Origin of the sequence: Vibrio sp. 1F169, from assembly GCF_041439605.1 — a bacterium.
Classification (GTDB): Bacteria; Pseudomonadota; Gammaproteobacteria; order Enterobacterales; family Vibrionaceae; genus Vibrio; species Vibrio tasmaniensis_A.
Map to the genome: position 1 here is coordinate 1 of NZ_JBGOOI010000003.1, position 23,731 is coordinate 23,731.

At 42.5% G+C, this 23,731-nt stretch carries 21 protein-coding genes; 4 read left to right on the top strand and 17 right to left on the bottom strand.

Annotated features, from left to right (window positions below):
• Positions 1-212 precede the first annotated feature (212 nt).
• The 3 genes from ACED53_RS01750 to ACED53_RS01760 form a co-directional block, all read right to left on the bottom strand.
• Positions 213-1,373 (bottom strand): multidrug effflux MFS transporter, encoded by a 1,161-nt coding sequence (locus ACED53_RS01750; protein WP_017099758.1) that lies wholly within the window; start codon positions 1,371-1,373, stop codon positions 213-215.
• A gap of 310 nt (positions 1,374-1,683) precedes the next feature.
• Entirely contained in the window at positions 1,684-2,064 is a 381-nt protein-coding gene (locus ACED53_RS01755) for a hypothetical protein (protein ID WP_017088689.1), read from the bottom strand.
• Between the two features lie 184 nt (positions 2,065-2,248).
• On the bottom strand, positions 2,249-3,961 hold the full coding sequence (locus ACED53_RS01760; protein WP_017099759.1) for an RluA family pseudouridine synthase: 1,713 nt from the start codon (positions 3,959-3,961) through the stop codon (positions 2,249-2,251).
• 291 nt (positions 3,962-4,252) lie between these two features.
• Between ACED53_RS01760 and ACED53_RS01765 the strand changes: the two genes are divergently transcribed.
• Positions 4,253-4,705 carry an NUDIX pyrophosphatase gene (locus tag ACED53_RS01765; RefSeq protein WP_029225342.1) on the top strand — a complete coding sequence of 151 codons (453 nt, stop codon included), beginning with the start codon at positions 4,253-4,255 and terminating at the stop codon, positions 4,703-4,705.
• Positions 4,706-4,722: 17 nt separating this feature from the next.
• On the opposite strand, the gene ACED53_RS01770 is transcribed toward ACED53_RS01765, so the two are convergent.
• From ACED53_RS01770 to ACED53_RS01815, 10 genes are all read right to left on the bottom strand, one after another.
• Positions 4,723-5,160: a bifunctional diaminohydroxyphosphoribosylaminopyrimidine deaminase/5-amino-6-(5-phosphoribosylamino)uracil reductase RibD gene (locus tag ACED53_RS01770; protein WP_017099760.1), complete on the bottom strand. Its 438-nt coding sequence runs from the start codon at positions 5,158-5,160 to the stop codon at positions 4,723-4,725.
• A 261-nt stretch (positions 5,161-5,421) separates the two neighbouring features.
• The gene (locus ACED53_RS01775; protein ID WP_017099761.1) at positions 5,422-5,949 is read right to left on the bottom strand and encodes a DUF4823 domain-containing protein; all 528 of its coding nucleotides are present in this window, start codon (positions 5,947-5,949) and stop codon (positions 5,422-5,424) included.
• Positions 5,950-6,025: 76 nt separating this feature from the next.
• A complete protein-coding gene (locus ACED53_RS01780; protein ID WP_017099762.1) occupies positions 6,026-6,613 on the bottom strand; it encodes a nucleotidyltransferase family protein in 588 nt (195 codons plus the stop codon).
• Complete coding sequence (locus ACED53_RS01785) at positions 6,613-6,900, bottom strand: putative quinol monooxygenase (RefSeq protein WP_017099763.1); 288 nt, start codon at positions 6,898-6,900, stop codon at positions 6,613-6,615. The genes ACED53_RS01780 and ACED53_RS01785 overlap by 1 nt, the downstream gene beginning before the upstream one ends.
• 938 nt (positions 6,901-7,838) lie before the next feature.
• The gene (locus ACED53_RS01790) at positions 7,839-8,696 is read right to left on the bottom strand and encodes a hypothetical protein (protein ID WP_017099764.1); all 858 of its coding nucleotides are present in this window, start codon (positions 8,694-8,696) and stop codon (positions 7,839-7,841) included.
• A complete protein-coding gene (locus ACED53_RS01795) occupies positions 8,696-9,550 on the bottom strand; it encodes an ABC transporter ATP-binding protein (protein WP_017099765.1) in 855 nt (284 codons plus the stop codon). The genes ACED53_RS01790 and ACED53_RS01795 overlap by 1 nt, the downstream gene beginning before the upstream one ends.
• A complete protein-coding gene (locus ACED53_RS01800) occupies positions 9,547-9,918 on the bottom strand; it encodes a GntR family transcriptional regulator (protein ID WP_012601023.1) in 372 nt (123 codons plus the stop codon). The genes ACED53_RS01795 and ACED53_RS01800 overlap by 4 nt, the downstream gene beginning before the upstream one ends.
• A gap of 226 nt (positions 9,919-10,144) precedes the next feature.
• Positions 10,145-11,887 carry an EAL domain-containing protein gene (locus ACED53_RS01805; RefSeq protein ID WP_012601022.1) on the bottom strand — a complete coding sequence of 581 codons (1,743 nt, stop codon included), beginning with the start codon at positions 11,885-11,887 and terminating at the stop codon, positions 10,145-10,147.
• Between the two features lie 754 nt (positions 11,888-12,641).
• Complete coding sequence (locus ACED53_RS01810; protein WP_102579738.1) at positions 12,642-14,585, bottom strand: bifunctional diguanylate cyclase/phosphodiesterase; 1,944 nt, start codon at positions 14,583-14,585, stop codon at positions 12,642-12,644.
• Positions 14,586-14,747: 162 nt separating this feature from the next.
• Entirely contained in the window at positions 14,748-15,305 is a 558-nt protein-coding gene (locus tag ACED53_RS01815; RefSeq protein WP_017099767.1) for a hypothetical protein, read from the bottom strand.
• A 546-nt stretch (positions 15,306-15,851) separates the two neighbouring features.
• Here ACED53_RS01815 and ACED53_RS01820 point away from each other — a divergent pair.
• Both ACED53_RS01820 and ACED53_RS01825 read left to right on the top strand, forming a co-directional pair.
• Positions 15,852-16,541: a response regulator transcription factor gene (locus tag ACED53_RS01820; protein ID WP_029222829.1), complete on the top strand. Its 690-nt coding sequence runs from the start codon at positions 15,852-15,854 to the stop codon at positions 16,539-16,541.
• The gene (locus tag ACED53_RS01825; protein WP_017099768.1) at positions 16,534-17,883 is read left to right on the top strand and encodes a HAMP domain-containing sensor histidine kinase; all 1,350 of its coding nucleotides are present in this window, start codon (positions 16,534-16,536) and stop codon (positions 17,881-17,883) included. The genes ACED53_RS01820 and ACED53_RS01825 overlap by 8 nt, the downstream gene beginning before the upstream one ends.
• A gap of 141 nt (positions 17,884-18,024) precedes the next feature.
• Here ACED53_RS01825 and ACED53_RS01830 read toward each other — a convergent pair whose 3' ends face one another.
• Positions 18,025-18,570 (bottom strand): GNAT family N-acetyltransferase, encoded by a 546-nt coding sequence (locus ACED53_RS01830; RefSeq protein ID WP_017099769.1) that lies wholly within the window; start codon positions 18,568-18,570, stop codon positions 18,025-18,027.
• A gap of 226 nt (positions 18,571-18,796) precedes the next feature.
• Here ACED53_RS01830 and ACED53_RS01835 point away from each other — a divergent pair, with 226 nt between their 5' ends.
• Positions 18,797-20,062, top strand: coding sequence for an HD-GYP domain-containing protein (locus ACED53_RS01835; protein ID WP_017099770.1), 1,266 nt, complete (start codon positions 18,797-18,799; stop codon positions 20,060-20,062).
• A gap of 149 nt (positions 20,063-20,211) precedes the next feature.
• Here ACED53_RS01835 and ACED53_RS01840 read toward each other — a convergent pair whose 3' ends face one another.
• The 3 genes from ACED53_RS01840 to ACED53_RS01850 form a co-directional block, all read right to left on the bottom strand.
• Positions 20,212-20,931, bottom strand: a complete 720-nt coding sequence (locus ACED53_RS01840; protein WP_017099771.1) for a DsbA family protein — start codon at positions 20,929-20,931, stop codon at positions 20,212-20,214.
• Between the two features lie 122 nt (positions 20,932-21,053).
• A complete protein-coding gene (locus tag ACED53_RS01845; RefSeq protein WP_029225344.1) occupies positions 21,054-21,578 on the bottom strand; it encodes a protein disulfide oxidoreductase in 525 nt (174 codons plus the stop codon).
• Between the two features lie 3 nt (positions 21,579-21,581).
• Positions 21,582-23,645, bottom strand: a complete 2,064-nt coding sequence (locus ACED53_RS01850) for a protein-disulfide reductase DsbD (protein WP_032498994.1) — start codon at positions 23,643-23,645, stop codon at positions 21,582-21,584.
• Positions 23,646-23,731 lie beyond the last annotated feature (86 nt).

Here is a 23,731-nt window from a genome sequence, read left to right on the forward strand (position 1 = left end):
GACAGCTCGGAAGGATCCTTCAACCGATCACTTTGGCTTTAACTGATCGGCATTACTCCTTAATAGGAGCTTTTTTGTGCGTGAAACTCATGGCTTGAAAATTCAATGTACGTCTTCAAATACAAGAAAACCGCCTAAGTAGACGGTTTCTAATTTCGTTATAGCGTTTTTCAAGTTTATTGTAGTGTGAATGACAATTAGGCTTGAGAGCTTTAATTCAGCTTATTAGTCACGAACTCTTTGTTTCTGACCATCAGCCACATCAGGCCGCCTAGCGTACCGACGGATAATTGAATAAAGCCTAGGTTTTCAATCAGTGACTCTGGGCGTATTGAAACTAATACCATGCCAAGCGAACCACAAATCATGCTGAAGAACTGTATCAGTGCGACGGCAGAGCCCGTGTCATGATCTTGTTGATTCAACATCAAGTTGGTACCCGGTACTCGCATGATGATCGCCATTAATGTCGCTGGTGCAGCGATGAACATGAAGAACCAAGGGGACAGGTCGCCAATGGTTAGGGTGAAGATTCCCGCAAGCGCTAATAAAGCAAAACATCCTGAGATGACCTTTTGAACCGGCATTCGGTAGGACAACTTCATGTAAATTGTTGGACCAAATGAGGCGCACAGTGCATTGAATGCGAACGCGTAACTAAACTGTTGTTCGGTCAATCCAAAGTGATCGATGTAGATATAAGAACCCGCCGCAAGAAAGCCCATCAACGCCATCGGTATGATAGAGAAAATGACCAGCAGCTTGACGAACGAGCGGTTTTTCATGACCACGCCCATTCTTCCCCATGAGCGGAATATAGAACCTTGGTATTTGTTTTCGAGTGTTTCTCGGTAGCAGCAAGCTAATACTGACGCAAATGCACCAAAAATGGCGAGGGTGACAAACATCATTCGCCAAGACGTAATTTTCAGTAGAAAGGCACCAAATACAGGCGCAACCATTGGTGCGATGATCACCAGTGACATGATAGTCGCCATGATCTTTTCACGTTCTCGGCCGTCGTAAAGATCTTTTACAATGGCAGTCGCGATAACGGTGATGGCACTGCCCGCAAAGGCTTGGAATACACGAGCGCCAATTAACTGTTCGATGCTATTGGTCATCGCGCACAATATGCTCGCGACCATATAGCCCGCTAATCCAATTAATAGGATCGGCTTACGACCAAATTTTTCGCTGAGCGGCCCCCAGAATAAAAGGCCGATGGCGTAAGTAACGAAGTAGCTGCTTAGGGTTAGGTTGACCATTGATCGGTCGGTATTAAACACCTCGACCATCTGCGGAAGTGCAGGTAAGTAAAGGTCGATGGTCAATGGAGGGAAAGCACTTATTATGACGAGAAAAAATAGCATACCGGTCTTTCCCAGTACTGGTTGTGGTCTCTTCAAGGTGGCTCTCCGTTGTCCAAGATAGGTTTCTAATTGGTGTGATATTGATATACAGAAGGCTAAGGCACGTTAGACAAGAAGGATAGAGTCGTTCGAGAATATAGTGAAAGTATCGATGAGCTTATCTTTATGAGTTCGAATCTACGAAGTCGGTCTGCGCACTGAATTGTATTACAAAACATTATTACTTTCATAGCTAATGAGTTCAATCAGTTAGTAGCAGGGTAGCTTGTAATCGCCAACTGCACATTGTAATGATTATCGAGTTGGCTTGTTATCTTTTCTTTGGGCGCTTTTCGACTAAACCGTTACGCTCTAAACCGCGTCTAACACTGCTGCATAGCTTACCAAAACGGCGCAGTTCTTCGAAGTTGGGGCCTTGGCCAATGGAAATACTGTGCTCCCAGTACATCAACTCACTGTCGACCATTTCTAGTAGCTTTTTAGAGCAACCCGAACAGTTTCCTTTTGGCCCACAGATAAACGTCTCTGATTCGTAAAGTGGGAGTTCGTTTTTAACTTCTTCAATTAGGCTCAGCATTGCTGAATTTAGGTCTGGCTTTTTGTCTGTGAGTGGTTTCAAGCTTAGTGCTTGCGAAGTGATCACGGAAGACGTAGTTGTGTTGGGTTGTATATTCAAAGCAGCTGATGACATATCAAAGGCCTCAAGGAAAGAAGAAGAGGCGCATGCTACTCGTCACAAAAAAGTGGACCTTGATGTAGTGCAATAAGCGTGGAAAATTATCCGAAAGGGGTAGGAGAAAGAGGGAGGCAGAGTCACAAATGGCTTGTGACTCTGGTTTATCTCCTAGGCTCAACGCAGAAAATAGGCTTAACGCTTAGAATTCAGCGTCGAACTGGAATTCCATCCACTCTTTGGTGACTGGGTGGTGCAGTGCAAGTCTTTCTGCGTGTAGGTGCAGTCGGTCGGCTTTATTGCCATATAGGCCATCACCCACGATAGGCATGTTAAGCCCTTCTTGGTGTGAACAGTGAACACGTAACTGGTGTGTACGGCCTGTTTTAGGGTGCAGGTAAACCTTAGTGGTTTGCTCGTTTCGCTCAATCACTTCCCATTTGGTTTCTGCAGGCTTGCCGTGTTCGAAGCAAACAATCTGACGAGGGCGGTCATACAAGTCGCCACGCAATGGCAGTCGAATATAGCCTTCATCTTGGTCTAGCACACCTTCAATCATTGCGACATATCGCTTCTCAACTTCACGAGTAATGAACTGCTTCTGTAGGCTTTTGTTCGCACGTCGTGTTAAAGCAAATATCAGAATGCCCGAGGTCGCCATATCCAAACGGTGGATAACAAATGGCCCTTCAACATCTTGGTGCATTTCTTGAACACGAGTGTAAGCCGAATCTTTGATGGTTTTACCCGGCACGGATAGAAAACCTGCTGGTTTGTGTACCACAACGATGTGATCGTCTTGGAACAGGATATCGAGGTCTTTGCCTTCAGCTGGGTTTTCTAGCAATGGGTTGGGATCGACTTCTAAGCCTTTCATCATGTGACCTAAAATCGGTACACACTTACTTTGGCAAGAGGCGTAGTATTTCTTGTGCTTACGGATTTCCGATTTCGGTGAACGACCCCACCAAAATTCAGCCAATGCCAGCGGTGTGTAACCGTTCAAATACGCGTATTGCAGCAGCTTTGGAGCGGCACATTCGCCAGAACCCGCTGGTGGTATCTTGTTTGGGGTGTCTTCAAAGATCTGGTTCAGATCCTCAATGTTTCCTTCCGCATTTTGGAAAGCGTATTGTGAAAACAACTTGTGTTGAAGCTGATGAGAAAGGTGCGCTCTTTGCTCTTTTAGCTCAGCCAGTTGAGAGGTGAAAACATCACCTTTAGCCTGCAACACTTGCAGGGTCTGTTCCCAGTTGAGTTTTAGGTATTTCTGCTGGTTCTTGTCGGCAACACTGGCCTTGTTTAGCTCGTTATTTAGCTGTTCGAAAGCTTGCTCATCAAGGTTTTCTTTGCCTTGTTCACGTTGTTCTTTACGTGTTTTTCGGCCTTCTATAATTAATAAACGTTGCGCTTCAATCTCTTGTTCAGCTTGTGCTTTTTGTTGTGCCAGTTGCTCGCACAGTTCAAGGTAATCAGCGTTTGCTTGCAGCGCTTTAAATTTCGCATTCACAGCCATCATGTCGGCTGTGTCTTGATGGAAAAAGCTGTCGCTGCTCAACATGTCGAATACGGGTGGCACAAAATGGGGCAGTAGGTTTTGGTCTGCGATTTTTCCAGAGAAAGCAGAGAAGTAACCCAATTCACCTTCTGGGCTTTTCACCAGTAACACACCAAACATTTTGCCGCGACCAGCGTCAGAATCTAGTCCGAAGTCATGCTGCCAGTCGGTTTGTGTTTCTAGATATTGTTGAAGCTGATGAGAGGCTATTTCACACAGTGGGTGCGGTTCGTAGTAGAACGGGAATGTGAAACGCTCAGGCAACGAATATGACTCGATCGGCTGTTGAAAACGAGTGAAGCAATGCTCAGGAGTATGGCTGTTTTCTGAGTCGTGCGTTGGTTTTGATGAGTGCATAGTCGTATTAATACTTATATCGTGGTGATAAATGGTTGTGAGTCTACTGTGTATGTTTAAAGGCTTTAAACACAGTACAAGGCGGCGATTCTACTCTTTATCGAAATACGCCTCAAATAAGAAATGGTTCTATTACAGGATAGCTAAGCGAGATGGTTAACACTGAACCCATGAGTTATAGCTTGAACTTCATTAATTGATGAGTAACTTCTCGTTTCTAATCAGAGAAGGTAACTTAACCAGTGAAGGGTGGTAGCCTTGCCGCCCTCCTGTTCAACCTAAGGTAACGTTATGATTCCACTCAATACTTCGATTGTATCTGGTGTCGCTATTTCAGAGATCGACGGACAAATGAAAATGCTACTAATGAAACGTGTGAAGGGCGAGTTTTGGTGCCATGTCGCGGGCTCGATTGAAGCGGGTGAAACAGGCTGGCAGGCTATCGTGCGCGAGTTTGAAGAAGAGACCCAAATTAAAGTGGAAGCTTTGTATAACGCGCAGTTTCTGGAGCAGTTTTACGAGGCGTACGTGAATGTAATTCAGCTAATCCCGGTCTTTGCAGTGCTATGCCCGGCCAACCAAGCGATTGAACTGAATGACGAGCATACCGAGTATCGTTGGTGCAATTTAGAAGAGGCAAAAGCGTTGGCGCCATTCCCTAACCAACATGCCGTCTACGATCATATCTGGTCGTATTTTGTCGATAAGCCAGTCAATCCGCTTTACCGAGTGAAATTGAACTAATACTGGTTGTTTAAGATCTAGGACTTACCAAGGTAAGGGGTTAAAAAGGCGCTCACTTGTTCTTGGCATAGTCCTACATCCACTTTCACTCCGTGTGATTCAAGTATCGCCACACCACGACCATTATTGCGAGGGTCTGGGTCTAGCATCGCCACTACCACGTGTTTTACACCGGCTTTAACCAATGTATTGGCGCAAGCGGGTGTTCTGCCAACAAATGAACATGGCTCTAAAGTTACGTAAGCGGTAACGCCTTCCATTTCTCCGTCCGTTTCGCTGTCATAGCTATTCAGTGCTTCAACCTCGGCGTGGTTTCCACCGACCTTTTGCGTATATCCAACAGACACCACCTTATCGTTCTTCACCAAAATACAACCCACAGGCGGGTTTGGTTGGCAATCGGGTAGGGCTTGGCGCGAAGCTTCGAGTGCTTGCAGCATGTATTGTTGGTTCATGGTCGTTACTCAGTATGACGAGAGAGCGTAGCTGCTAGTCGCCACGCGCGGTTGATGAGTTGGTTAGTTACTAACTTACTAAGCTAATAAATTGATAAGCTAAGCAAGTGGGGGCATGTTCGATCTGATTGGGCTTTTAGTCAATGGTTTTACAGAGGCAAAGTTTGATTCGACATAGGTTAACCATGCTAACTACGGTGTCATAAGGTAGAGTTGATGTTGTCTACGCAATAGAGCTCAATTATTGAATCACCACGATAATTAATTTAATAGGCTAGCCATAAATTCGCTGACCGGCTCTGACAATAAATCTTGTGTGTGGTCACCGCCAAAGGTAGCTAGCCCGCTTTTTCCTTCGATTATGCCAGACTTAATAATTACTTTTGTTTTAACATCAACAACTGTAATTTTTACGCTTACTTTATCTGGCTTTGCTGACCATTCAGTCGCGCGATCTTCCCAGTGTAATATGGTAGGAAAAATTAAGTAGTCGAACTCATTGCTTTTCGCATATTCAAGGACAAAATTGTAGTCAGCTGCTTGGTTAGCGATTGCGACGTTGTTTAGTTTTGTGAATAACTCTGATTGAAGAGCTTTACTCACCATTAGTCCTGAGCCTGAATAATAGTGCTTCCCATACTCCCCATTCTTTGAGCGGCCGATTAAAACTGAATCACTTGTTTCAAATTTAGCTGTCGAGTTTACATCCGTAACCTGAAGTTTATGTGTATCAGCACACCCAATGATAACTAAGCTTATAAGTATCAGTAACGCACGTAAAATCGACATAATAGCTACCTTATATGGATGTGAGTTAATATTAACCATAGTTTATATTAAACATATTAATGTATAAAACTTGCGACTAATTAGTACGAGCGACAAAGGACCCTTTGAGACTCAAACAACCAATAGTTAACTTCGGCCAATGAGTTAACCAGTTTTTAGACTGAACTCGTTGATCAAACACGTCTCTGCTGCGATTGGGATTCGGTGTGATCTTTAAATCAAACAAACTCTCTAAACCAAAAGCCGAAATGCACTCGATTTCCCCTGTCGGGCTTTGCTTGACGGCGACTGCGGTTTCTTTCTCTGGCCAGTAACGCATCGCATCCAATGAGCTTTGATAGGGCTCATCCTCGTTTCGAGTATGCATGTTGGCTTGATTGCGAACTTGCCAATTTAATTCAGGCAACCGTTGTTGAAGTAGAGCCTCGTATCTAAGACCCGATTCGTAGAAGGTATCAATAGGATCAAAGTAGATCACATCAATATCATTAAGTGGAGTCGGGGAAGCATAACCATGTAGGTCGTCCCAAACTAGGTTTCTCACAAAGCCCGCAGCGACATAGCACTGCGGTAAATCCAGCTGAGCGACACAGTCTAAAACCTGCATTCGTAAGGGATCTTGTTTGATCAACGTGACGATGTGGTTGGCTAGCGGACGTATCATTATGATGTCGGAACGTCGGTGACTTGGTAATGACGTGTCACGTTCTTGGAGGTTTCACTCCATTCAGACGTTTTTACTCGCTGTTGGTGCGCTTCAAACGCCTCACGGCTAGTGAATTCTTCATACACTTCAAAACGATTAGGTTGAAGTGAGCTTTGACTGACTCGAAACACGATACAACCGGGTTCTGAGAGTGTGAGTTCCTTATGAACAACCAGCGCTTGTGTGACGGCTTCTAGGTCGTTGTCTGGCACAAGAATATGCCCTTGTAGAATGACTTTACTCATGATCACGTCCATTTAATTACGTCTATTTAATTTTGTCCGCTACGGCTTTTTACCCGTTACAAACATAATCCCATTTTGATGTTGTGACGTATAGGCTAATGTGGCGATTAATTGTTCACATTGAATATAGGATTGGTTACGCTGTAACCTTGCGAGTAAGGCGAGTAATAAAAGATAGGATGCTGGAACTAAATCCGCATTGGTCCGGTCTATTAAATTAGTATCATTGAACTGTATTGATACTGAAATGAATTTGTCATCTGAGAGAACTAACCTTAATTTTGAAGAGCGGCTCATAGGATTGAATTGAGCCATAGTTGATATATAGGTCATACTTTGATGTAAATGGTACTCAAAACTCTATAAATTTTGTGATTTGTATCATTGATCTGGCCATCAAACACCGTTAGATTCGAATGGTTGGCAATAAAAATAGCTCATGAAGAGCAGTTAAAGAAAAGGAAATATCCCTTATGAAAAAAATGAGAAGAGCACAGCTTCATCGCGTTCGCATCCAATACTGGAAAGACACAGCGAAAGAAGCCTCAAAGAAATAAGCTTTAAATCGTAAAGCTTTAAGAGAAAAAAGCTGAAAAGCTTAATCAAATGTAAAACGCAACAAATCGATTTCATTAGCACTCTCAAGGACCTTCATCTGGTCGGCGACTAAAGAAATCATTCTCCAAAGAGCTGACAGGCATTAACAACAATGCATTCAATGTCAGCTCATTAATACCTCCTCTTAGATTATCTTGTTGCTTCACTCTGTTACTCCTCACTAAAACCCCTTTGCACCTTTGTTCTTGTTACCCATCTCTGTCTTGGCAAAGTCGTGATCAAAAAAAGCTTCCGATTTCTCAGAAGCTTTGATTTAGATTTTGATATCTGGTGTGGTTACCTGCTCGGGAGAGATAACACCAACGTCAGGAGCGAATGCGTTAACGTTGGAAGAGCGTCTTCAAACTGACATCATCGGTTCGGTTCAGCTTTAGGCTCAGCAGATAGCCACCAACACCGATCAGTGCGTAAATACCTAGAGATAAAATCGGCGCTTCTGCAATCGCACTGAATGGGTTGCTTGCTATGAGCACATTCATTGGCAATGACGCGATGAGAGATAGGAAGTCATTGATGCCATAGAACCCAAACACGGCGACAGAGAGGAACTTAATCGCATAGCTTGAGATGAAAATGACAAGCAATGGAGAGTTTACCAGCTGCGAAATCGCTAGAGTGACGGTTGCCAGTGGCAATAAAACCAGTGCAACTAACATCATTCGTCCAAAAAACACGACCCAATTGCTCAGCACATAAAACAGTGATTGCTGCTCTACTATCAATGCCAATTGTTGTTCGCTTGAGACGTTCAATATCCAAAATAGGAAGTCAGCGAATAGAACTAATAGCGCGCAGATAGCCGGAATAACCACTAGACCGAAGCCTAGCTTCACGCCGTGAGTCATGGCATTGGATACTGGCATGCTTCTCCAAAACATCGAACTGCCTTCTTGGCGCTCTTTACGCAGTGTTTTAGGGATGTAAAGCGTCGAAAGTATGAGTGAAATAAGGCCAGCACCAAAGTAGATCACTGAGTTGAGGTCTTGTGCGAACTCTCTGTGTATGTCGCTTACGTCACCATTCACTTCCATTTGGAAGAAAAACTCATGCTGCGCTGCGCCATTGAAAAACAAACTAACGAACAGCAAGAAACCACATAACGCGATAAACAGAGGCAATCGAGTGTTAATTTTGTGCTCGATCAGTTCTTTTTCTAGCATATAAAAAGTTGGATGCATTATGCCTTCTCCGTCTGTGTTGCAAGGAATAGGTCTGCGAGACCAACGTTGTAGATGTTACCCAATGATTCAACTTGCGCTTTGTATTGACCTTCCAATAACCACTTAGTGGTTCCTAGCCCTGGCTGTGAGGTCAGTGGATTGAGTTTCTGAATTTCGCTTGAGTGGTTGTTTGCGACATCGATAATGAAATAGTCGTTCTCGATGTCTTCCATGCTCTTTTGCAGCACACAATGGCCTTGTTTTAGAATCAATACGTCCGTTAATAGGTGTTCAATCTCTGAAACCTCGTGGCTAGCGATGATCATCGCGCGTTCGCCGTCATGGAACCACTCTAGGAGGTGGCGATAAAAAGTATCGCGGTAGAGCAGATCTAGACCTAGCGTTGGCTCATCTAAGATCAACACTTGAGTGTCGGTCGCGATGATGATCGCAAGGTGAAGTTGTACCTTCATCCCTTTAGAAAGCTGTTTGATCGCTGAAGACAGCTTAACGTTGGTGCTACTTAACGTCTGTTCTGCTTTTTGCTTGTTGAAGCTTGGGTGCACGCCTTGGGTGTATCGAAGCAGTTGTTTAACGGTCATCCACTCGGGTAGCACATTAACATCTGAAATGTACGACAGGTGCAACATGAGTTCTGCATGCTGGTGGATAGGGTGATAGCCGTTAACTTCTATCTCACCTTGATAGCTGTGTCCGCCAAGCAGTGATTTGATCAGAGTCGATTTCCCTGCGCCATTGTGGCCTAGCAGACCAAGCACTTGCCCCGGTTTTAACTCAAAGCTGATGTTCTCGACACCCACTTGATTTGAATAGGTTTTGGTTACGTTTTTCACTGAAAGTAAAGTACTCATGACTTGTCCTTTATATGTTGTTCTAGCTGTTTCACGAGTTCTTCGACACTCATATCAATGATGCCTAGCGTCTCAGCGATGGCTGGGATCTGTGTGTTGATGAATGATTGATGTGCGGACTCTTTCAATTTTTGAAGTGCCCCTTCTGCGACATACATACCTTGGCCGCGTTTTTTCTCTACCAAGCCTTCATCCACCAGTAACTGGTAGCTTTTCATGACAGTAAGGTGGTTGATCTTGAGATCGGCGGCAACCGCACGCACTGAGGGCAATGCTTGTTGTTCTAACCAAACACCTTGAAGAATTTGGTCACTGATCTTTGCCGCTAGCTGCCTAAAGATCGGTTGGTCGTCTTTCCATTCGGTCATAATTAAAACTGCATGGTGATATACATGTGTATAACACTAAGCTTTTTATTCAGATTGGCAAGGTTTTTATAAAAATGAAGAGTATATTTTTATGTTTGAGAGAAATGTATTGGGTTATGAGAACGCTTGAAGCCTACTTCCTTGTGGGCTCTCAAGTCGTTGTATGATCAATGGCAATTAAACAAGAAAAGGGAGGTCATCAATATTTAAATGAGGTGGTAGATAATTACTCCTCCGAGTGACTAGGTCTACTGTACAGATAACCTTGATGTAGGTTGTAGCCTAACTGACATAAGATATATTGCTGCCTGCGCGTCTCGACACCTTCATAAATCATCGTGATGTTTGATAAGCGTCCAATCTCCGATATATTAAGCAATACTCCTTGATGATAATCTCCTGACTCAATGTCTTTAACAAAACAACGATCCAGTTTTAGGTAGGTCGGAGAGATAGCACTAATTATTTCAATGTTGTTGTTACCTGTACCAAAGTCGTCTAGCGCGATGGTGATTCCAAGATCTTTGATCATTTTGATGTTGTCGATGACCTCATAGCCATAGCCAATGTTTGAATACTCTGTTATTTCTACGACAAACTCATTCGCTTCCATCGTGACTAAATGCTCTTTGAGCTTTGTAAAGTTAGATCCCACCAACGCACTCGGGCACACATTGACACCGTAGATATCATGGCTATTGTCTAACTTCGCTTTTTTTACTGTTTCAATGATTAAAATAGTATGAAAGGTCAACAAATTAGTACGTCTCATGGTGTTGATGAAACTCAGAACGCCTACGTTACGCACTCTAGACAATAACTCGTAATATAAAACGCTATTGTCGTCAGTGTTGATTATGGGCTCTTCCTCGAAGGATATGTGTCGCCAACGAAGCAGGTAAATGCCAAAGCCAAGAATATATGAGCGATAAAGTAGCGTGGCGATCACCAGAGAAAAAATGACCCACAGAAGCACAATATCATCACTGTAGAAAGTGATGGTTGCACCGGTTGGAAGTGGGGCTTGATAAATAGGCTGACTGTTTTCGCCTAGGTTTAATATGTAGTGACCATTTTTTTGTATGGAAACTGAATCAACCAAAAGAGGGAGTAATGAGTTCTTATATCTAGCTTCAATAGACCATTTAGAAATACGCGCAATGAGTTCGATGTCCTCTTTGGGGTCTGAGAAGCGTGAATAAGCAAAATCTAGGCTATCGTCAAAATTTTCAATTTGGTCTAGTTCAACCATTTTTGATTGTGTTTTGGATATGTAGCATGAACCATATGGCGTTGTCATCAAAACAGAATCAAGGTTAAGTGAGTGCCTCAATGCGTACACTGCAACTTCGCTATCACAGCCATAGTTCATTACTTCCTCTACTATTTGCTTTGCGTTTTTACTGTATTCATCTGCAATTTTCGTTGTATAAAGGATTTGGAAGAAGTAGACAACGAACAAAAAAAATGAAGAAACGGTACAAACGGTTATAAAGCCTCTGATCAACTCTTTTTGGTAAGTGTTGAGCATCAGCTTCAACATCTCGATATGGCTGAGCTTGAATTGGTTGATGTTGTATTTTGGTGTTATACGGTTGGTTGTACTTTTATCTAGGTCGATAAAATAACCAACCTTATAAAGGTTCGAGATAAGTTCACTATTATTGTTAATTTTGGCTTTCTTACACAGATTCCTATACTTTTTTCTTATCGAAGCAATAATGTTCTTTAAAGCGTACAAGCTGAACTCTTCATCGAAGTGTAATTTAAATGACTTTTCAACATCTCTAGCAGATTGAGGGTTTGATATCGATGAATGCTCAATAAGATATTTGAAAACAAAACTTTCTTTACTATTAAGACTTTCCTCTGATATCTTATTACTGTTCCTTTTTATGTATATTTTTTCTTCATTATAAATTAATTGCAAGCTCTCATAGTTATTGTTTATATTGAAAGAACAATGCATAGCTTAACTCCTAAGCGATAGTTATTATATTTACGTGATTGATATGTGATGCTGAGATTTTCATTCAACCTAAGAGTCCTTTCTAAATAACATAACTAATGTCACTATTTCTCTCAAGATGTTGATACTAATCGCAGAATTTTGGGGTCAATAACAGGTTATAGAGATGTTCACCCAAAACTTGAATTTATAAATAAAAGTTGATGATTTACAAGGGGTAAAGTGGATTTATCCATTTATTTTGGCATTTATCCATTTCTAGGGGCTGGATTTTTACTTTTTGTCTTGTTCTGTAATTTTTGTCATTCCCTCTTTGGAAAGCTAATTTGGCTTTTGGTTTTATATGATTAAATTATTTATATGTCAGATCGCCCGGTTTTTTATGATTATCTCGATATGGTTTATTTATTGTTAATTTTGAGAATATAGTTTTATTTTCTATGTTAATTTGTATTGCACTTGTTTTTACTTCTGTAGTGGATTGTTTCTATAAGGATGGTTTGATTTTATTTTAATGTCATTTAAGTTTATGTAAATAAAGGAAATAAATTCAAGATTACCCGATCTATAAGAAAAGGTAATATCTAGCATTATTTTCCAGAGCATAGTATAAGTATAAATTATCTAGACTTGGGTATGACGTAAAAGTTACGTAAGCGGTATAGTTGATAGCATTTTCGCATCTACCACTTACATAATTATATTGTGCTTGGGGAATTTAATTGCTTTAGTAAGTAACCCCCTTAGAGTCGAGTTATCTACTAGACAAAAATCGCATTTCGACTTCATCGGGTGGGATAGGTTTGCTGAACAGAAATCCCTGTAAATATTGATATCCGCAACTGATTAAGAAAGCTTTTTGTGTTTCAGTTTCGAACCCTTCCGCAACCACCATAAGCCCCAATTTTTCACAGATAGCATAGGTGGCTTGGACAATCGCTTCGCTCCCTTTATAGGTGCCATGGACGAAGCTTTTATCTAGCTTAACGGTACTAATTGGCAAGTCATGCAACATAGAGAGAGAAGAGTAGCCAGTGCCGAAGTCGTCAAGGTGTAGCTCAACGCCTAACGCTGAAATATCGTCTAATGCTTGTCTGACTTCACCGTGTTTGAAGATCATTGAGGATTCAGTGATCTCAAGGGCGATACTTTTAGGTTGTATGTTGTAGAAGTTGAGCATTGCCGATAGTTGCTCTGCAAAAGTAGTGTGCATCTGAATACACGAGATATTGATGCTCATTACCAATTCATCATCAAATTTTCGGTGCCATATCGACAGTTGCTTAAGTGCAGAGTTAAGGACCCACTTTCCGAGTGGAACAATCTGTCCAGTTTCTTCCGCTAGGCTAATAAACTCATCAGGCTCGATGTTGCCCAGATCTTTATCCGACCATCTAAGTAGGGCTTCAAACCCTTTAACTTTATTGCTATTGGTGTCCATTATCGGTTGGTAATGAAGATTGAGGTCATCACCTTCTAGTGCCAGAGTTAACCTATGGCGTATCTCTACTTGCCGATGTAGAATCTGCGCTAAATTTGGAGTAAAAGTTTGGAAGCGGTTCCGACCATTGGCTTTGGCAACATGCATCGCCATTCCGGCCTGCTTTAACAATGATTCTTTATCCGTGGCATTATCTGGAAAATGAGCAGAACCTATGCTGCAACCTACAGATAAGGTGCCAATTCCTTTTATTTGGAAGCTTTTGTTCAAAGAATCGATAGTGCGAGAGCAGAGTAACGGGATATTTTGATTTTTTCGGGCGTGAGCAATCACGATGAACTCATCACCACCAAAGCGACCAATTGTGCATGTTTCGTCGAGGATCTGTTTAAGACGTTTGCCAACTTTTTTGAGTAGTTGGTCACCAACACTATGCCCATAAGTGTCATTCACCAACTTAAAGCCATCAAGGTCCACAAACATCAATTCAAAGGGCGAGCGACAGGCAATACTCGATTCGAGCCTTTTGGTGATCCCGCGGCGGTTGTAGAGCTCAGTGAGACAGTCGTGCTCTGCGTTATATCGAGCTTTAATCAAATTTTCTTTTTGTTTGGTGGTACAGGTTAGGTTTAATAGCAGTTCACTTTTGTCAAACAACCACTTTCCATGAACATCAAAGTGGTGGGTTTTATTTTCAATTTTACAGCTGACTTCCTCCAAAATGTCTCGACCTTTGCGAGCTGAAAATAACCATTGGTCTGCAACTTCTTCGCTTGAAACAAAATCGGATAGGCGACTAAACGGCGAGCCGTAGTTTTTAGAAAAAGCGGAGTTTGCACTCACTACGCTTCCCACTTTGTTGAATAAAAGAGAGAGGTTGGAACCATCAGAGTATGTGAGATCGCGTTTTAAGCTCTCTTCTTCTGCGATGACTTGCGCTAGCATCCCTGTTCGGCCATCGGGTAATGGGATTCCAGAGAAAAGACATAGTGCGCGTTTAGAAATGTATTTTGGGGTGAAGTTCCACCAAGTCTTTACACTTTGATTTCGCTGAAATTGTCTCTGATATTCTTCAAGCGTTGCTTCGATCGCTTTTGACATTTCAATACCAAAATCGCGTGAGGTCAGTTCAAATAGAGATTCAGACTCCCAAAGAGGGAGGGCACTGCTGTTTGCCCAGGTTATTCGCTTATTATCAATGTCATATATCCAGATAGGACACTTTAGATGTTCGAAAGGTTGGTAGCTGGTCATCATAATAAATTCGGGGAACTCATACTTTAATCGATTTATGCAGACAGGTGTCGTGCTTTGGCAGTGCATCTATCAAATTGAACTCTGACCTTTAACTGTCATGAAGAAGCTATGTGTTTAAGAAAAATCAGGAGTTAAAGAAGAATTTAGCGATAAAAATAGCGTTTAAAGATTCAGTGAACGGATAATTTTGGTTACTTTTCCTTCCGGGGTGCTTTCAATCGCATAGCCTTTATTGTCCCCAAAAATTTCCCCGTTGATGAAGTTCCAACCTATTGATGTCTTGACGATTTCTTTCGGGAAGCGATCGTCAAACATTGAATGATTTGTGTATACCGTCTCAATGGCTTCAAATAATAATTGGGCTTGATCTTGGTTAGTGACGATGAAGTCTTCTTTCAGGCACATTGTTAATTCTGGAAGGGGTTGAGTAGTGAAAGGTTCAGTCATCGCGCCGACTACCCCATTATGTGAATAAAAGCGATATGAACCAGAGCTGCTTTCGTTGCCATCTGGAGATTTAATGCTTGGGGTTGTTAGGTAGAAATTACAGTTGAAGACCATCTTTTGGATAATACTATTTTGTGGTGTGACTTGAATATCTATCCAAGAGCTTACTTGCGCTTTGATTTGATTCATCACCTCATGTTTATTAGGAGCAGCGGTGACTCGTGTTGCCAACAAAGCGGTTATGGTCAGTAACATTAAAAGCGATTTGTTCATCTTTAAGTGGCCTTGTGACAAAGTGACTTTTGTTTAATCAGTAAGTCACCGTTGTTTATTATTTGAGTTAATGATTAGCCGAATAAATGTTACTTGAAGAAGACTTTACTTGATAGAGGGGGAGAGAGCTTGATAATGGAACATGCTATTTGATTGGTTAAGTAATCGTTTTCTTCAATTTTTTAGAATACGATCGCGGTTTTAAAATCTGTCATTTTGTTGATTTGAAGTGTTACTAACTATTGTGTTATTAATGTTTAGCAAGTTTATTTGAATGAGTTTTGTAAATTCTTTTAATGTAAGTGTGCGTAAGAAGGTAAGCAAACGTAAGCATTTAAGCATTTAAGCGTTTAGATTTTCCGTTTTTGACGGGAAATTAATCAATAAATGAGCGATTTTGTTGCTGAACGATGGTTTGTAAACGTGTATGTACAAAAGTGATTAATATGTTTTGCGTACGGTAAGTTAGTGACTTCAATAACAATATTGATGATATATGAACAGTATATATACTGCCCTCGCTTTTAATAAATGCTGGTGATAGAAATGTCGAAAACCAAAGTGCTGATTGTCGAAGATGACCAGGCGATAGCGCGTTTAACTACGCTTTACCTCGAAGCTGAAGGCTACAATGTTAGCGTTGTCCATGAAGGGGATTTGGCCATTGAAGCGATCCGCAGTATTGAACCCGATCTCGTTCTGTTGGACTTGATGCTTCCAGGAATGAGCGGCGCACAGATTTGCCGACAGGCTCGCGAATTTTATAATGGGATTATCTTAGTATTGACTGCCTCTGCTGATGAAATGAGTGAGGTTAGTTTGTTTAAGTTTGGCGCGGATGACTACGTAGCAAAACCTATTCGTGGTCATGCATTATTGGCACGAATTGAAGCACTATTGCGTCGCGCAGCCCCTGTTGTTGCTGAGCCTGACACGACCGCTGAAACCCCAGGTGAAATTGTGATCAACAGTACAGCTCAAAGTGCCACTCTGTATGGACAGAACCTAAAGCTCACCTCTGCCGAGTTTGAAATTCTAAATCTTCTTGTTAATAACATTTGTCAGGTCGTTACTCGAGATCAATGTTGCCAGCTATTTAGAGGTATTGATTATGCCTTTAACGACCGCTCTATTGATATGCGCGTTTCAGGGTTGCGCCGGAAGCTGCGTATGCATGCAAAAGATAAGCAGTTGATCCGTACGGTTCGTAACAAGGGGTATATGCTGGTTGTATAAGTCTATCGCGGTGAAACTTCGATCTGTTTCTATGTTTACTCGTTTGTACCTTGGAATTGTGGCAGGGATGTCGGCAACGATATTTTTGTTTTGGAACCTTGGTGAAGGGCACATGCGGCGTACCCAGATCGAAATATTCCTTAATGATGGCATCTACTTTTCTGAGCAGTATGTTCGTCAACACAACCGAGAAAACTCGCTATATAAAGAACTCGACAGAACAGGCTACCAGCAATTTTATATTTTCAATTTACGCCTGTTGGAGAATTGGTCGGGAGAGGCTCCGTGTCAACGATGCGAGTTATTTACCACCTTGAATGGTGTACCGGTATACCTAAGTGAAAATAATCTCTATTCGGCAGTATTTCAGCTACCAAATTCTAGGTTTAGCTTTGCGTTCAGTGAGGTAGGCGATTTCTTCTCACCTGAAATTGAGTGGTATGAAGATTCAGAAAGAAACTTTCTTATCGGGCTTTTGTTGGCCGTTATCTTCGCTATTGGCGCAAGTGTTTACTTACCTGTTAGGCGTTTTCAAGAAAGAATAGAGTTACTTGTTGAGAAACAGAAGCAGTTTGGTAAGGGGAAGCTGAGTACTCGCTCTGACGTAGATGATATACACCCAGTGTCTGAGCTAGCCAAAAGTTTTAACTTCATGGCTGAGGAGATTGAGAGCAAAGTAAAACAAAGTCATATATTTGCTCAAGCGATTCCACATGAAGTCCGTACACCGCTAAGCCGTATTCAATTGGCGACGGATCTCTTAAGGCGGGAAGCTCCAGAGCATCATCAGGTTTTTTTCGATGATATTGATACCTACATCGGGGATATCAACGACCTCACGTCAGAAATTATCATGCTGTCGAAGTTGAATGTCATGGATAATTCTTTCTTCGAGCTTGTTAAAGTGAAAGCTGACCTTCGCGAGTATTGTTTAGATAGAATCCGTTACTCGGAGTTAGACAATGTTATTTTTGAGTCCAAAGTAAAGCTAGAGTGCAAAATTAAGTGTGATTGCTCGATGGCGCGTTTGGTTTTTGATAACGTGATTAAGAACGCTGGGAATTACACACAAGACAAAGTCTGGGTAACTCTGGACGAGAACTCAGAAAATTGGCTGGTTCTGATTGAAGACAATGGCTCTGGGATACCGGAGGACAGGCGTGAAGAAGTATTCCTTCCGTTTTCTCGCTTAGATTCTAGCAGAGCATCAGCAACTGGTGGGTTAGGGTTAGGTCTAGCGATCGCGATTTCAGCGGCTAAAAAGCTTTCTTGGGACATTCGGATCTGCGATAGCAATCGCGGTGGTGCTAAGTTCTGTATCTTAATCCCAAAGATCACGTAAATGATTTTAGTAAGAGACCAATTAGACTCTTAAAAATGAAAGCCACGGTTTAATATCGTGGCTTACTAATTTAATTAACTTACTAATTACCAATTATCATTCACTATCAATTGGCAAAATTTACCAAGTAGAAAATCAAGCTTAGATATTGTTGGCGCTTAAACGATGAAGGCCATAAATAGCATGATCTATGATACGGCCATTTAAGTTCTCGTTACGAGTTATGATACCTTCTAATGTGAAATGTAAGCGCTCACAAACCTTGCGACTACTCTGGTTGCCAGTTGCAGCTGATATCTCCACCTTTTCCATATCTAACTCATTGAAAGCAATATCAATGAGCTTCTCAACTACGCGTGTAACGATCCCGTTACCTTGGTAAGTCTCAGACAACCAATAGCCTATCGTGACTTTCTGTTTGCTGTGGTCAATGGTGTTAAAGCTACAGTTACCGACGATATTGTCTTTGTACACAATCGCACATGTCATGCTTTTGCCTTCCGCGTAATCATGTAGCGAGCGCTGGATGAAGATCCTAAAGTCCTGCTCTGTTTTGCAGTGCGGTGGCCATGCTAACCATTGGCTAAGATACTCATTTTGGTTTTGTGAAATTTCCGCGTAATGAAATGCGAAGTTCTCTTCAACCAGAGCGATGGATAACTCTTCATCGATAACTGTTTTAAACATGTTTTCCCTTTTCTTTTGGCTGATGATTTAAGTGTCTTTTGGTCGGCAGGTTATAATGTCACACAATTTTGAATATGCAACCACTTGTGGCACGAATTATTCGTGATACGCTAGATCTATCACGAAACACATTAAACCTTATAATAATTGCGGGTATGATCGTTAGTCATGTATTAGTATTAGCAGCCTAAATATATAAAAACTATAAAAATACTAGGCTTAAGTAATGATTCAACATTGCCAAGAGGTAACCGTAGACCTAAGAAAGGCTCTATTTGGTATTGCTAAGGCGCTTGATAACGTCGGTTTTGAAAGCAAAAACCATGGACAGAGGGTGGGTTACATCGCGTATCGATGTGCTCTGAGCGTGGGGTGGGAAGAGGAGCAGGCACAGCTCGCATTTTCGTTAGGGCTAATTCACGACTGCGGAGTGTCGCAAATAGACGAGCAACGTCGACTGAATTCGGGGTTTGTTCCCGACTCGACTTATTACCATTGTCAAAAGGGCTACCAAATTTTAAAGGAGTGCCCTGTTCTTTCTATATTTGCTAAGCCAGTTCTTTATCATCATACCCCTTGGTTAGATCTAAAGACTATGAATATCAGTGAATTAGAAAAGGAACTGGCTGCAGTTGTGATGCTTGCTGACAGAGTTGACTATCTATATGGCATAACAGCTTCTGATCGTTATGGGAACCTAACCCCAGACGGTAAAGCGAGCATTATTGGACGTTTGACTGAGCAAGCGGATGAGATGTTCGAAACCAATCTTGTACAGCACATGTGTGAGTTGGTCGATCTGGATGATTTTTGGTTCTCGATGGAGACCCCTTACATCGAGAATATGAGAGATAACTTTGAACCTGTGCCCTTTTTCTCTCAGCAAATGTCGCTGGATGAGACAGTCGCCTTTGCCGAGTTTATTGCTAATGTCGTTGATACGAAAAGCTCGTTCACTTTCAAGCACTCGTTGAAGGTAGGGCAACTTTCTGAATATCTAGCTAAACAACTTGGTTATTCACGCACAACGCAGAGAAAGCTCTATTTAGCTGGTTTAGTTCACGATATTGGCAAACTGCAAACCCCTGGTGACATTCTTCATAAGCCAGATTTGCTCACTGACGAAGAATACTGTTGTATTAAACGCCATGCGACAGATACTCGATTCGCGCTGCAGGAGCTATTTAGTTCGCCTCAGGTGTGTCAGTGGGCTTCCGATCACCATGAAAGGTTAGATGGTTCAGGCTATCCGATGGGTAAAACGGCTGAAGATTTAGATCAACCCAGTAGAATTGTTGCTGTAGTCGATGTATTCCAAGCATTAACCCAGTCTCGCCCCTATCGTAAAGGTATGACACTGGAAGAAACTCTAGCGATATTAACGGAACAAGTTGATAGTTATAAGTTGGATCGAGAAGTGTTTGAATGCCTTAGAAAGCACGCAGAGTACTGTTTTGAACTATCGACGGACAAAAGAATGTACGCGTTTTAACTTTGGTCGTTTTTAGGATTCAACTCACCTTTAAATTTAAGGTAAATGAAATATCTACTTTATTCAAACAATGAAAAAGCCGACTGTGGGTTGCGCGAGTCGGCTTTTATTCACTTCTCTTTCGAGTCTTTATCTCTATCTACGCACGATTACAAAGCGTCATCCACGATATCTTTAAGTCGGTCGTAAGGCACATATCCTGGTAAAACATCTCCGTTCATCATCATGGTTGGAGTGCCCGTTAAGCCGAGTGCACTGAAGGTTTGGTGGTTAGTGGTTAGAACCTGGTTTTGTTCTTGAGTTGTTTTTAGTTCCGCCTCTGTTCCCGTCTTCTTGGCAACGGCTTCTAGTGAGCTTTTCGAGTGAATACCACTTTTTGCCATCAGCAGTCTGTTGACTTCAGGGAAGGCTGCTGGGTTATCTTTCCATACTTTCATCGCGTATAGAGCCGCATTGGTATCAAGGCCATCTACTTGTTGCTGCTTAAATGACAAGTACACGTTGATCACTTTAATGTCGCTGTTTTCAGAGGCTAATTGAACCAAGCCTTTTTCCAAGCGCTTACAGTAAGGGCAGTTGTAGTCAGTAAAGTTAACGATTACTGATTTGCCATTCGGGTTGCCCGTGATTGGGTGAGCGTCATTGTTATATAACCAGTCGTGACTCTCAGCTTGATCTTTCTTTGCTTGCGCTTGGCCTGCGACATACTGCTCTAAACTGGTATGCAATCCTGAAATAGTAGAAGGATTCTCCTTCAGGAACTGGTTAATTTCTTCGAGTTGCTGGGTTTGTTCTGTGCTTAACTCTGCGAAGGCACTTGTGCTCATTAGTGAGCCTAAAATAAGTGTGCTAATCAGATGTTTTTTCATGTTGTTTTTCTCTAATTCTTGATAATCGTGAGCACGTTTTGGGTCGCGCTCACGGTATTATTGTTTGTTAAATTGGCTTTAATCGGTTCATTTGCTCTGCTCTGTTTTTCTTAGTGAGCGAGTTATGCAAAGTAGGTTCTTAACCACAGGCCGATAGGGGAAGTAACGCCGGTTGCGATGCTGCTGATCTTTCCATCTTTGATGATGACAATACTTGGCGTGACATTGACTCCCCAACTTCTGCTGATCGATCCAGAGAGATCATTGATAATAGGGAAGTCATACTCTTTGGCGTCTAAGAAGCGCTGAACACGTTCGTCAGGGCCAGATGAAAGTGCGACAGAAACTACTTGATGGGAGTCGCTGAAGCTATTAACCGTCGGGCTCACCAATTTGCACGCGCTACACCAAGTCGCCCAAAAATAGACAATAACGGGCTTACCGTTTTTGCTTAGCTCGATAACATCAATATCTTCCCCTTGGATCGACTGACCCACGATTGGAATCGCGTCTCCTTGAGGCATGCTTCTGCTGTGGTAAAAATCCATGGCAAACGAAACCACGCCAACGATCAGTATCATTGAAACGAGTTCCTTTCCCCACTTCTTAAGACGGCTTGGCTTTTGTTCGTTGTTGGGCGTCTTCATCAATTATCTCGCAGCGTCGATGGCTTGAACGACAGTGTCACTGTTGAGAATGACAGGCAGTGGAATACCGCTTTTATAGCTCGGACCGTAGACGATGTTAAATGGCACACCAAATCGCCCATTACTTTGTAAGTATTGAGTGACACTTTCACTTGGTGTTGTCCAATCGCCTTTCATCAAAACAATGTCTTCTTGTTGTAGGTGGCTGTAGACAGGATCTTGAAGAATGACGCTAATTTTGTTGGCTTTACAGGTGATACACCATTCAGCAGTCACGTCGACAAAGACTGTTTTTCCTTGCTCGACCAACTGAGGGATTTGTTTCGCATCCAGTTTCTGCCAATCAAGGTTATCGACAATTGGCGTTGCCCAGTTATCAGCAGTAACACTACCGACGATCAATGCAGCACCAAATACCAAGGTTGTGGTTGCCATGATAGGAATCAGTACCTTGCGTCCTAATTTCATGCCAATCCAAATTAACACTGAAACGACGATAAACAGTGACAACAAGATGGTTGGGAACTTGCCAACGAATGGGCTCAGCAGGCTTGTTAACCACAGACTGGTGATGAACATCATTAAGCCGAATACCAACTTAACTTTGAACATCCACGCGCCCGGTTTTGGTAGCAATTTAGTTAGGCTTGGGAATAACGCGAAGATCAACCAAGGTGCGCTCATACCAATACCGAGTGCGATAAAGATAGCCCACAACTCTTGGTAACTTGCGCCCAGAGCATAAGCCACTGCAGTTCCTAGGAATGGAGCACTGCAAGGCGTCGCCAGTAGTGTCGCAAACATGCCTTGGATGAAGTGACCGGAATGGGAATCATCGCCTTTGGTTGCCATCCAAGTGTTTAAGCCTGACGGAAGCCTGAATTCGAATAGACCGAGTAGGTTAACTGAGAACAGTAGGGTGATGATCAGCATGAACCCGATGAACCAAACATTTTGGAACTGGATTCCCCAACCAATCGCATTGCCACCCATTTTTAGAACGGTCATGCCTAGAGCTAGTAGCGCAAACGAAGTGATAACCCCCGCAGCAGACGCTAGGAATGAGAGTCGGATGTGGCGGTTTGAAGCACCTTGGTTCTGAATGATGCTGTTTAGCTTCATCCCTAACACGGGTAGAACACACGGCATGATGTTGAGGATCAAACCGCCCACTAACGCAAAGCCGAGCATGACTAGAAAGCTGTTGTTGCTTGTTTGGTAAGCTATCGGGTCTGACCCAACTTGCGCGGTCATCTCTTCTGCAAAGTTAGTATCTGAAACGGTAATACTCACTGTGCGATCCGTTAAGTCGACCTCGCCGATCCAGTTACTCACATCGAATACTGCGGTCATTGTATTGTCTGTGATGTGGACGGTTGGTGGAGAGAAGAAGTCATCAAGCACTTCTTGTCCATCAATCAATACCATCGGTTTATCCCAGCCTTCCTTACTTGTTAGCTGAGTCACCAGTTGTTGTTTGCTTTGATCCCAGAACAGGCCGTTCACTGAAGTACGGTTAGCTTCTCGTGGAGATTGGCTCATGCCTTGATTGAACAAGAACATCGCTTCTTCATCGAGCTCTAATGTTTGCGGATCAATCGGCAGCTCGATGTCGTAATCGGTTAACACACAGATATTGGTACACGACGGAAAGGTGAACGACGCCTTGAACAGTGCTGGCTTTGTGTTGTCTTTCAGTGTCAACGTAACGGGAAAGCTGACGTGTTTTTTGTAGCCTAACGTCATCACGTCGAGTTGTTCGTAGTACTTAGGGATCGGCCAATGCCACTCTACCGACTCTATGTTTGTTGAACCAGACCAGTCCCAACTTGGCGGGATACCACCTTCGCCGGGGCTACGCCAATAGGTTTTCCAATCGCCATCGAGAACGACATCAAGCACCGTTTGAATCTTAGAACCGTCGTCCGATTGTTCACCCGTCGACATCATTCGCATCTTGACTGGTGGATGTTCAGGCACGCTGAGCCAGCCCGTCGTCTGTGCCAAAGCAGTAAATGACGTCATAACCAAAAGGGCAGTGACTAGCGCTTTCGCGCATGTACGCATGCAGAATGCCAACGAATCGACAAACTTAGTTAGTAGTGTGTTGTACACAAATGTATCTCCAAAAAATAAATAAAAGGGTGTAGTAG

Coding starts and splice junctions, on each gene's coding strand:
- ACED53_RS01750 (WP_017099758.1), bottom strand. CDS start 1,373: ATGCTATTTTTTCTCGTCATAATAAGTGCTTTCCCTCCATTGACCATC.
- ACED53_RS01755 (WP_017088689.1), bottom strand. CDS start 2,064: ATGTCATCAGCTGCTTTGAATATACAACCCAACACAACTACGTCTTCC.
- ACED53_RS01760 (WP_017099759.1), bottom strand. CDS start 3,961: ATGCACTCATCAAAACCAACGCACGACTCAGAAAACAGCCATACTCCT.
- ACED53_RS01765 (WP_029225342.1), top strand. CDS start 4,253: ATGATTCCACTCAATACTTCGATTGTATCTGGTGTCGCTATTTCAGAG.
- ACED53_RS01770 (WP_017099760.1), bottom strand. CDS start 5,160: ATGAACCAACAATACATGCTGCAAGCACTCGAAGCTTCGCGCCAAGCC.
- ACED53_RS01775 (WP_017099761.1), bottom strand. CDS start 5,949: ATGTCGATTTTACGTGCGTTACTGATACTTATAAGCTTAGTTATCATT.
- ACED53_RS01780 (WP_017099762.1), bottom strand. CDS start 6,613: ATGATACGTCCGCTAGCCAACCACATCGTCACGTTGATCAAACAAGAT.
- ACED53_RS01785 (WP_017099763.1), bottom strand. CDS start 6,900: ATGAGTAAAGTCATTCTACAAGGGCATATTCTTGTGCCAGACAACGAC.
- ACED53_RS01790 (WP_017099764.1), bottom strand. CDS start 8,696: ATGCATCCAACTTTTTATATGCTAGAAAAAGAACTGATCGAGCACAAA.
- ACED53_RS01795 (WP_017099765.1), bottom strand. CDS start 9,550: ATGAGTACTTTACTTTCAGTGAAAAACGTAACCAAAACCTATTCAAAT.
- ACED53_RS01800 (WP_012601023.1), bottom strand. CDS start 9,918: ATGACCGAATGGAAAGACGACCAACCGATCTTTAGGCAGCTAGCGGCA.
- ACED53_RS01805 (WP_012601022.1), bottom strand. CDS start 11,887: ATGCATTGTTCTTTCAATATAAACAATAACTATGAGAGCTTGCAATTA.
- ACED53_RS01810 (WP_102579738.1), bottom strand. CDS start 14,585: ATGATGACCAGCTACCAACCTTTCGAACATCTAAAGTGTCCTATCTGG.
- ACED53_RS01815 (WP_017099767.1), bottom strand. CDS start 15,305: ATGAACAAATCGCTTTTAATGTTACTGACCATAACCGCTTTGTTGGCA.
- ACED53_RS01820 (WP_029222829.1), top strand. CDS start 15,852: ATGTCGAAAACCAAAGTGCTGATTGTCGAAGATGACCAGGCGATAGCG.
- ACED53_RS01830 (WP_017099769.1), bottom strand. CDS start 18,570: ATGTTTAAAACAGTTATCGATGAAGAGTTATCCATCGCTCTGGTTGAA.
- ACED53_RS01835 (WP_017099770.1), top strand. CDS start 18,797: ATGATTCAACATTGCCAAGAGGTAACCGTAGACCTAAGAAAGGCTCTA.
- ACED53_RS01840 (WP_017099771.1), bottom strand. CDS start 20,931: ATGAAAAAACATCTGATTAGCACACTTATTTTAGGCTCACTAATGAGC.
- ACED53_RS01845 (WP_029225344.1), bottom strand. CDS start 21,578: ATGAAGACGCCCAACAACGAACAAAAGCCAAGCCGTCTTAAGAAGTGG.
- ACED53_RS01850 (WP_032498994.1), bottom strand. CDS start 23,645: ATGCGTACATGCGCGAAAGCGCTAGTCACTGCCCTTTTGGTTATGACG.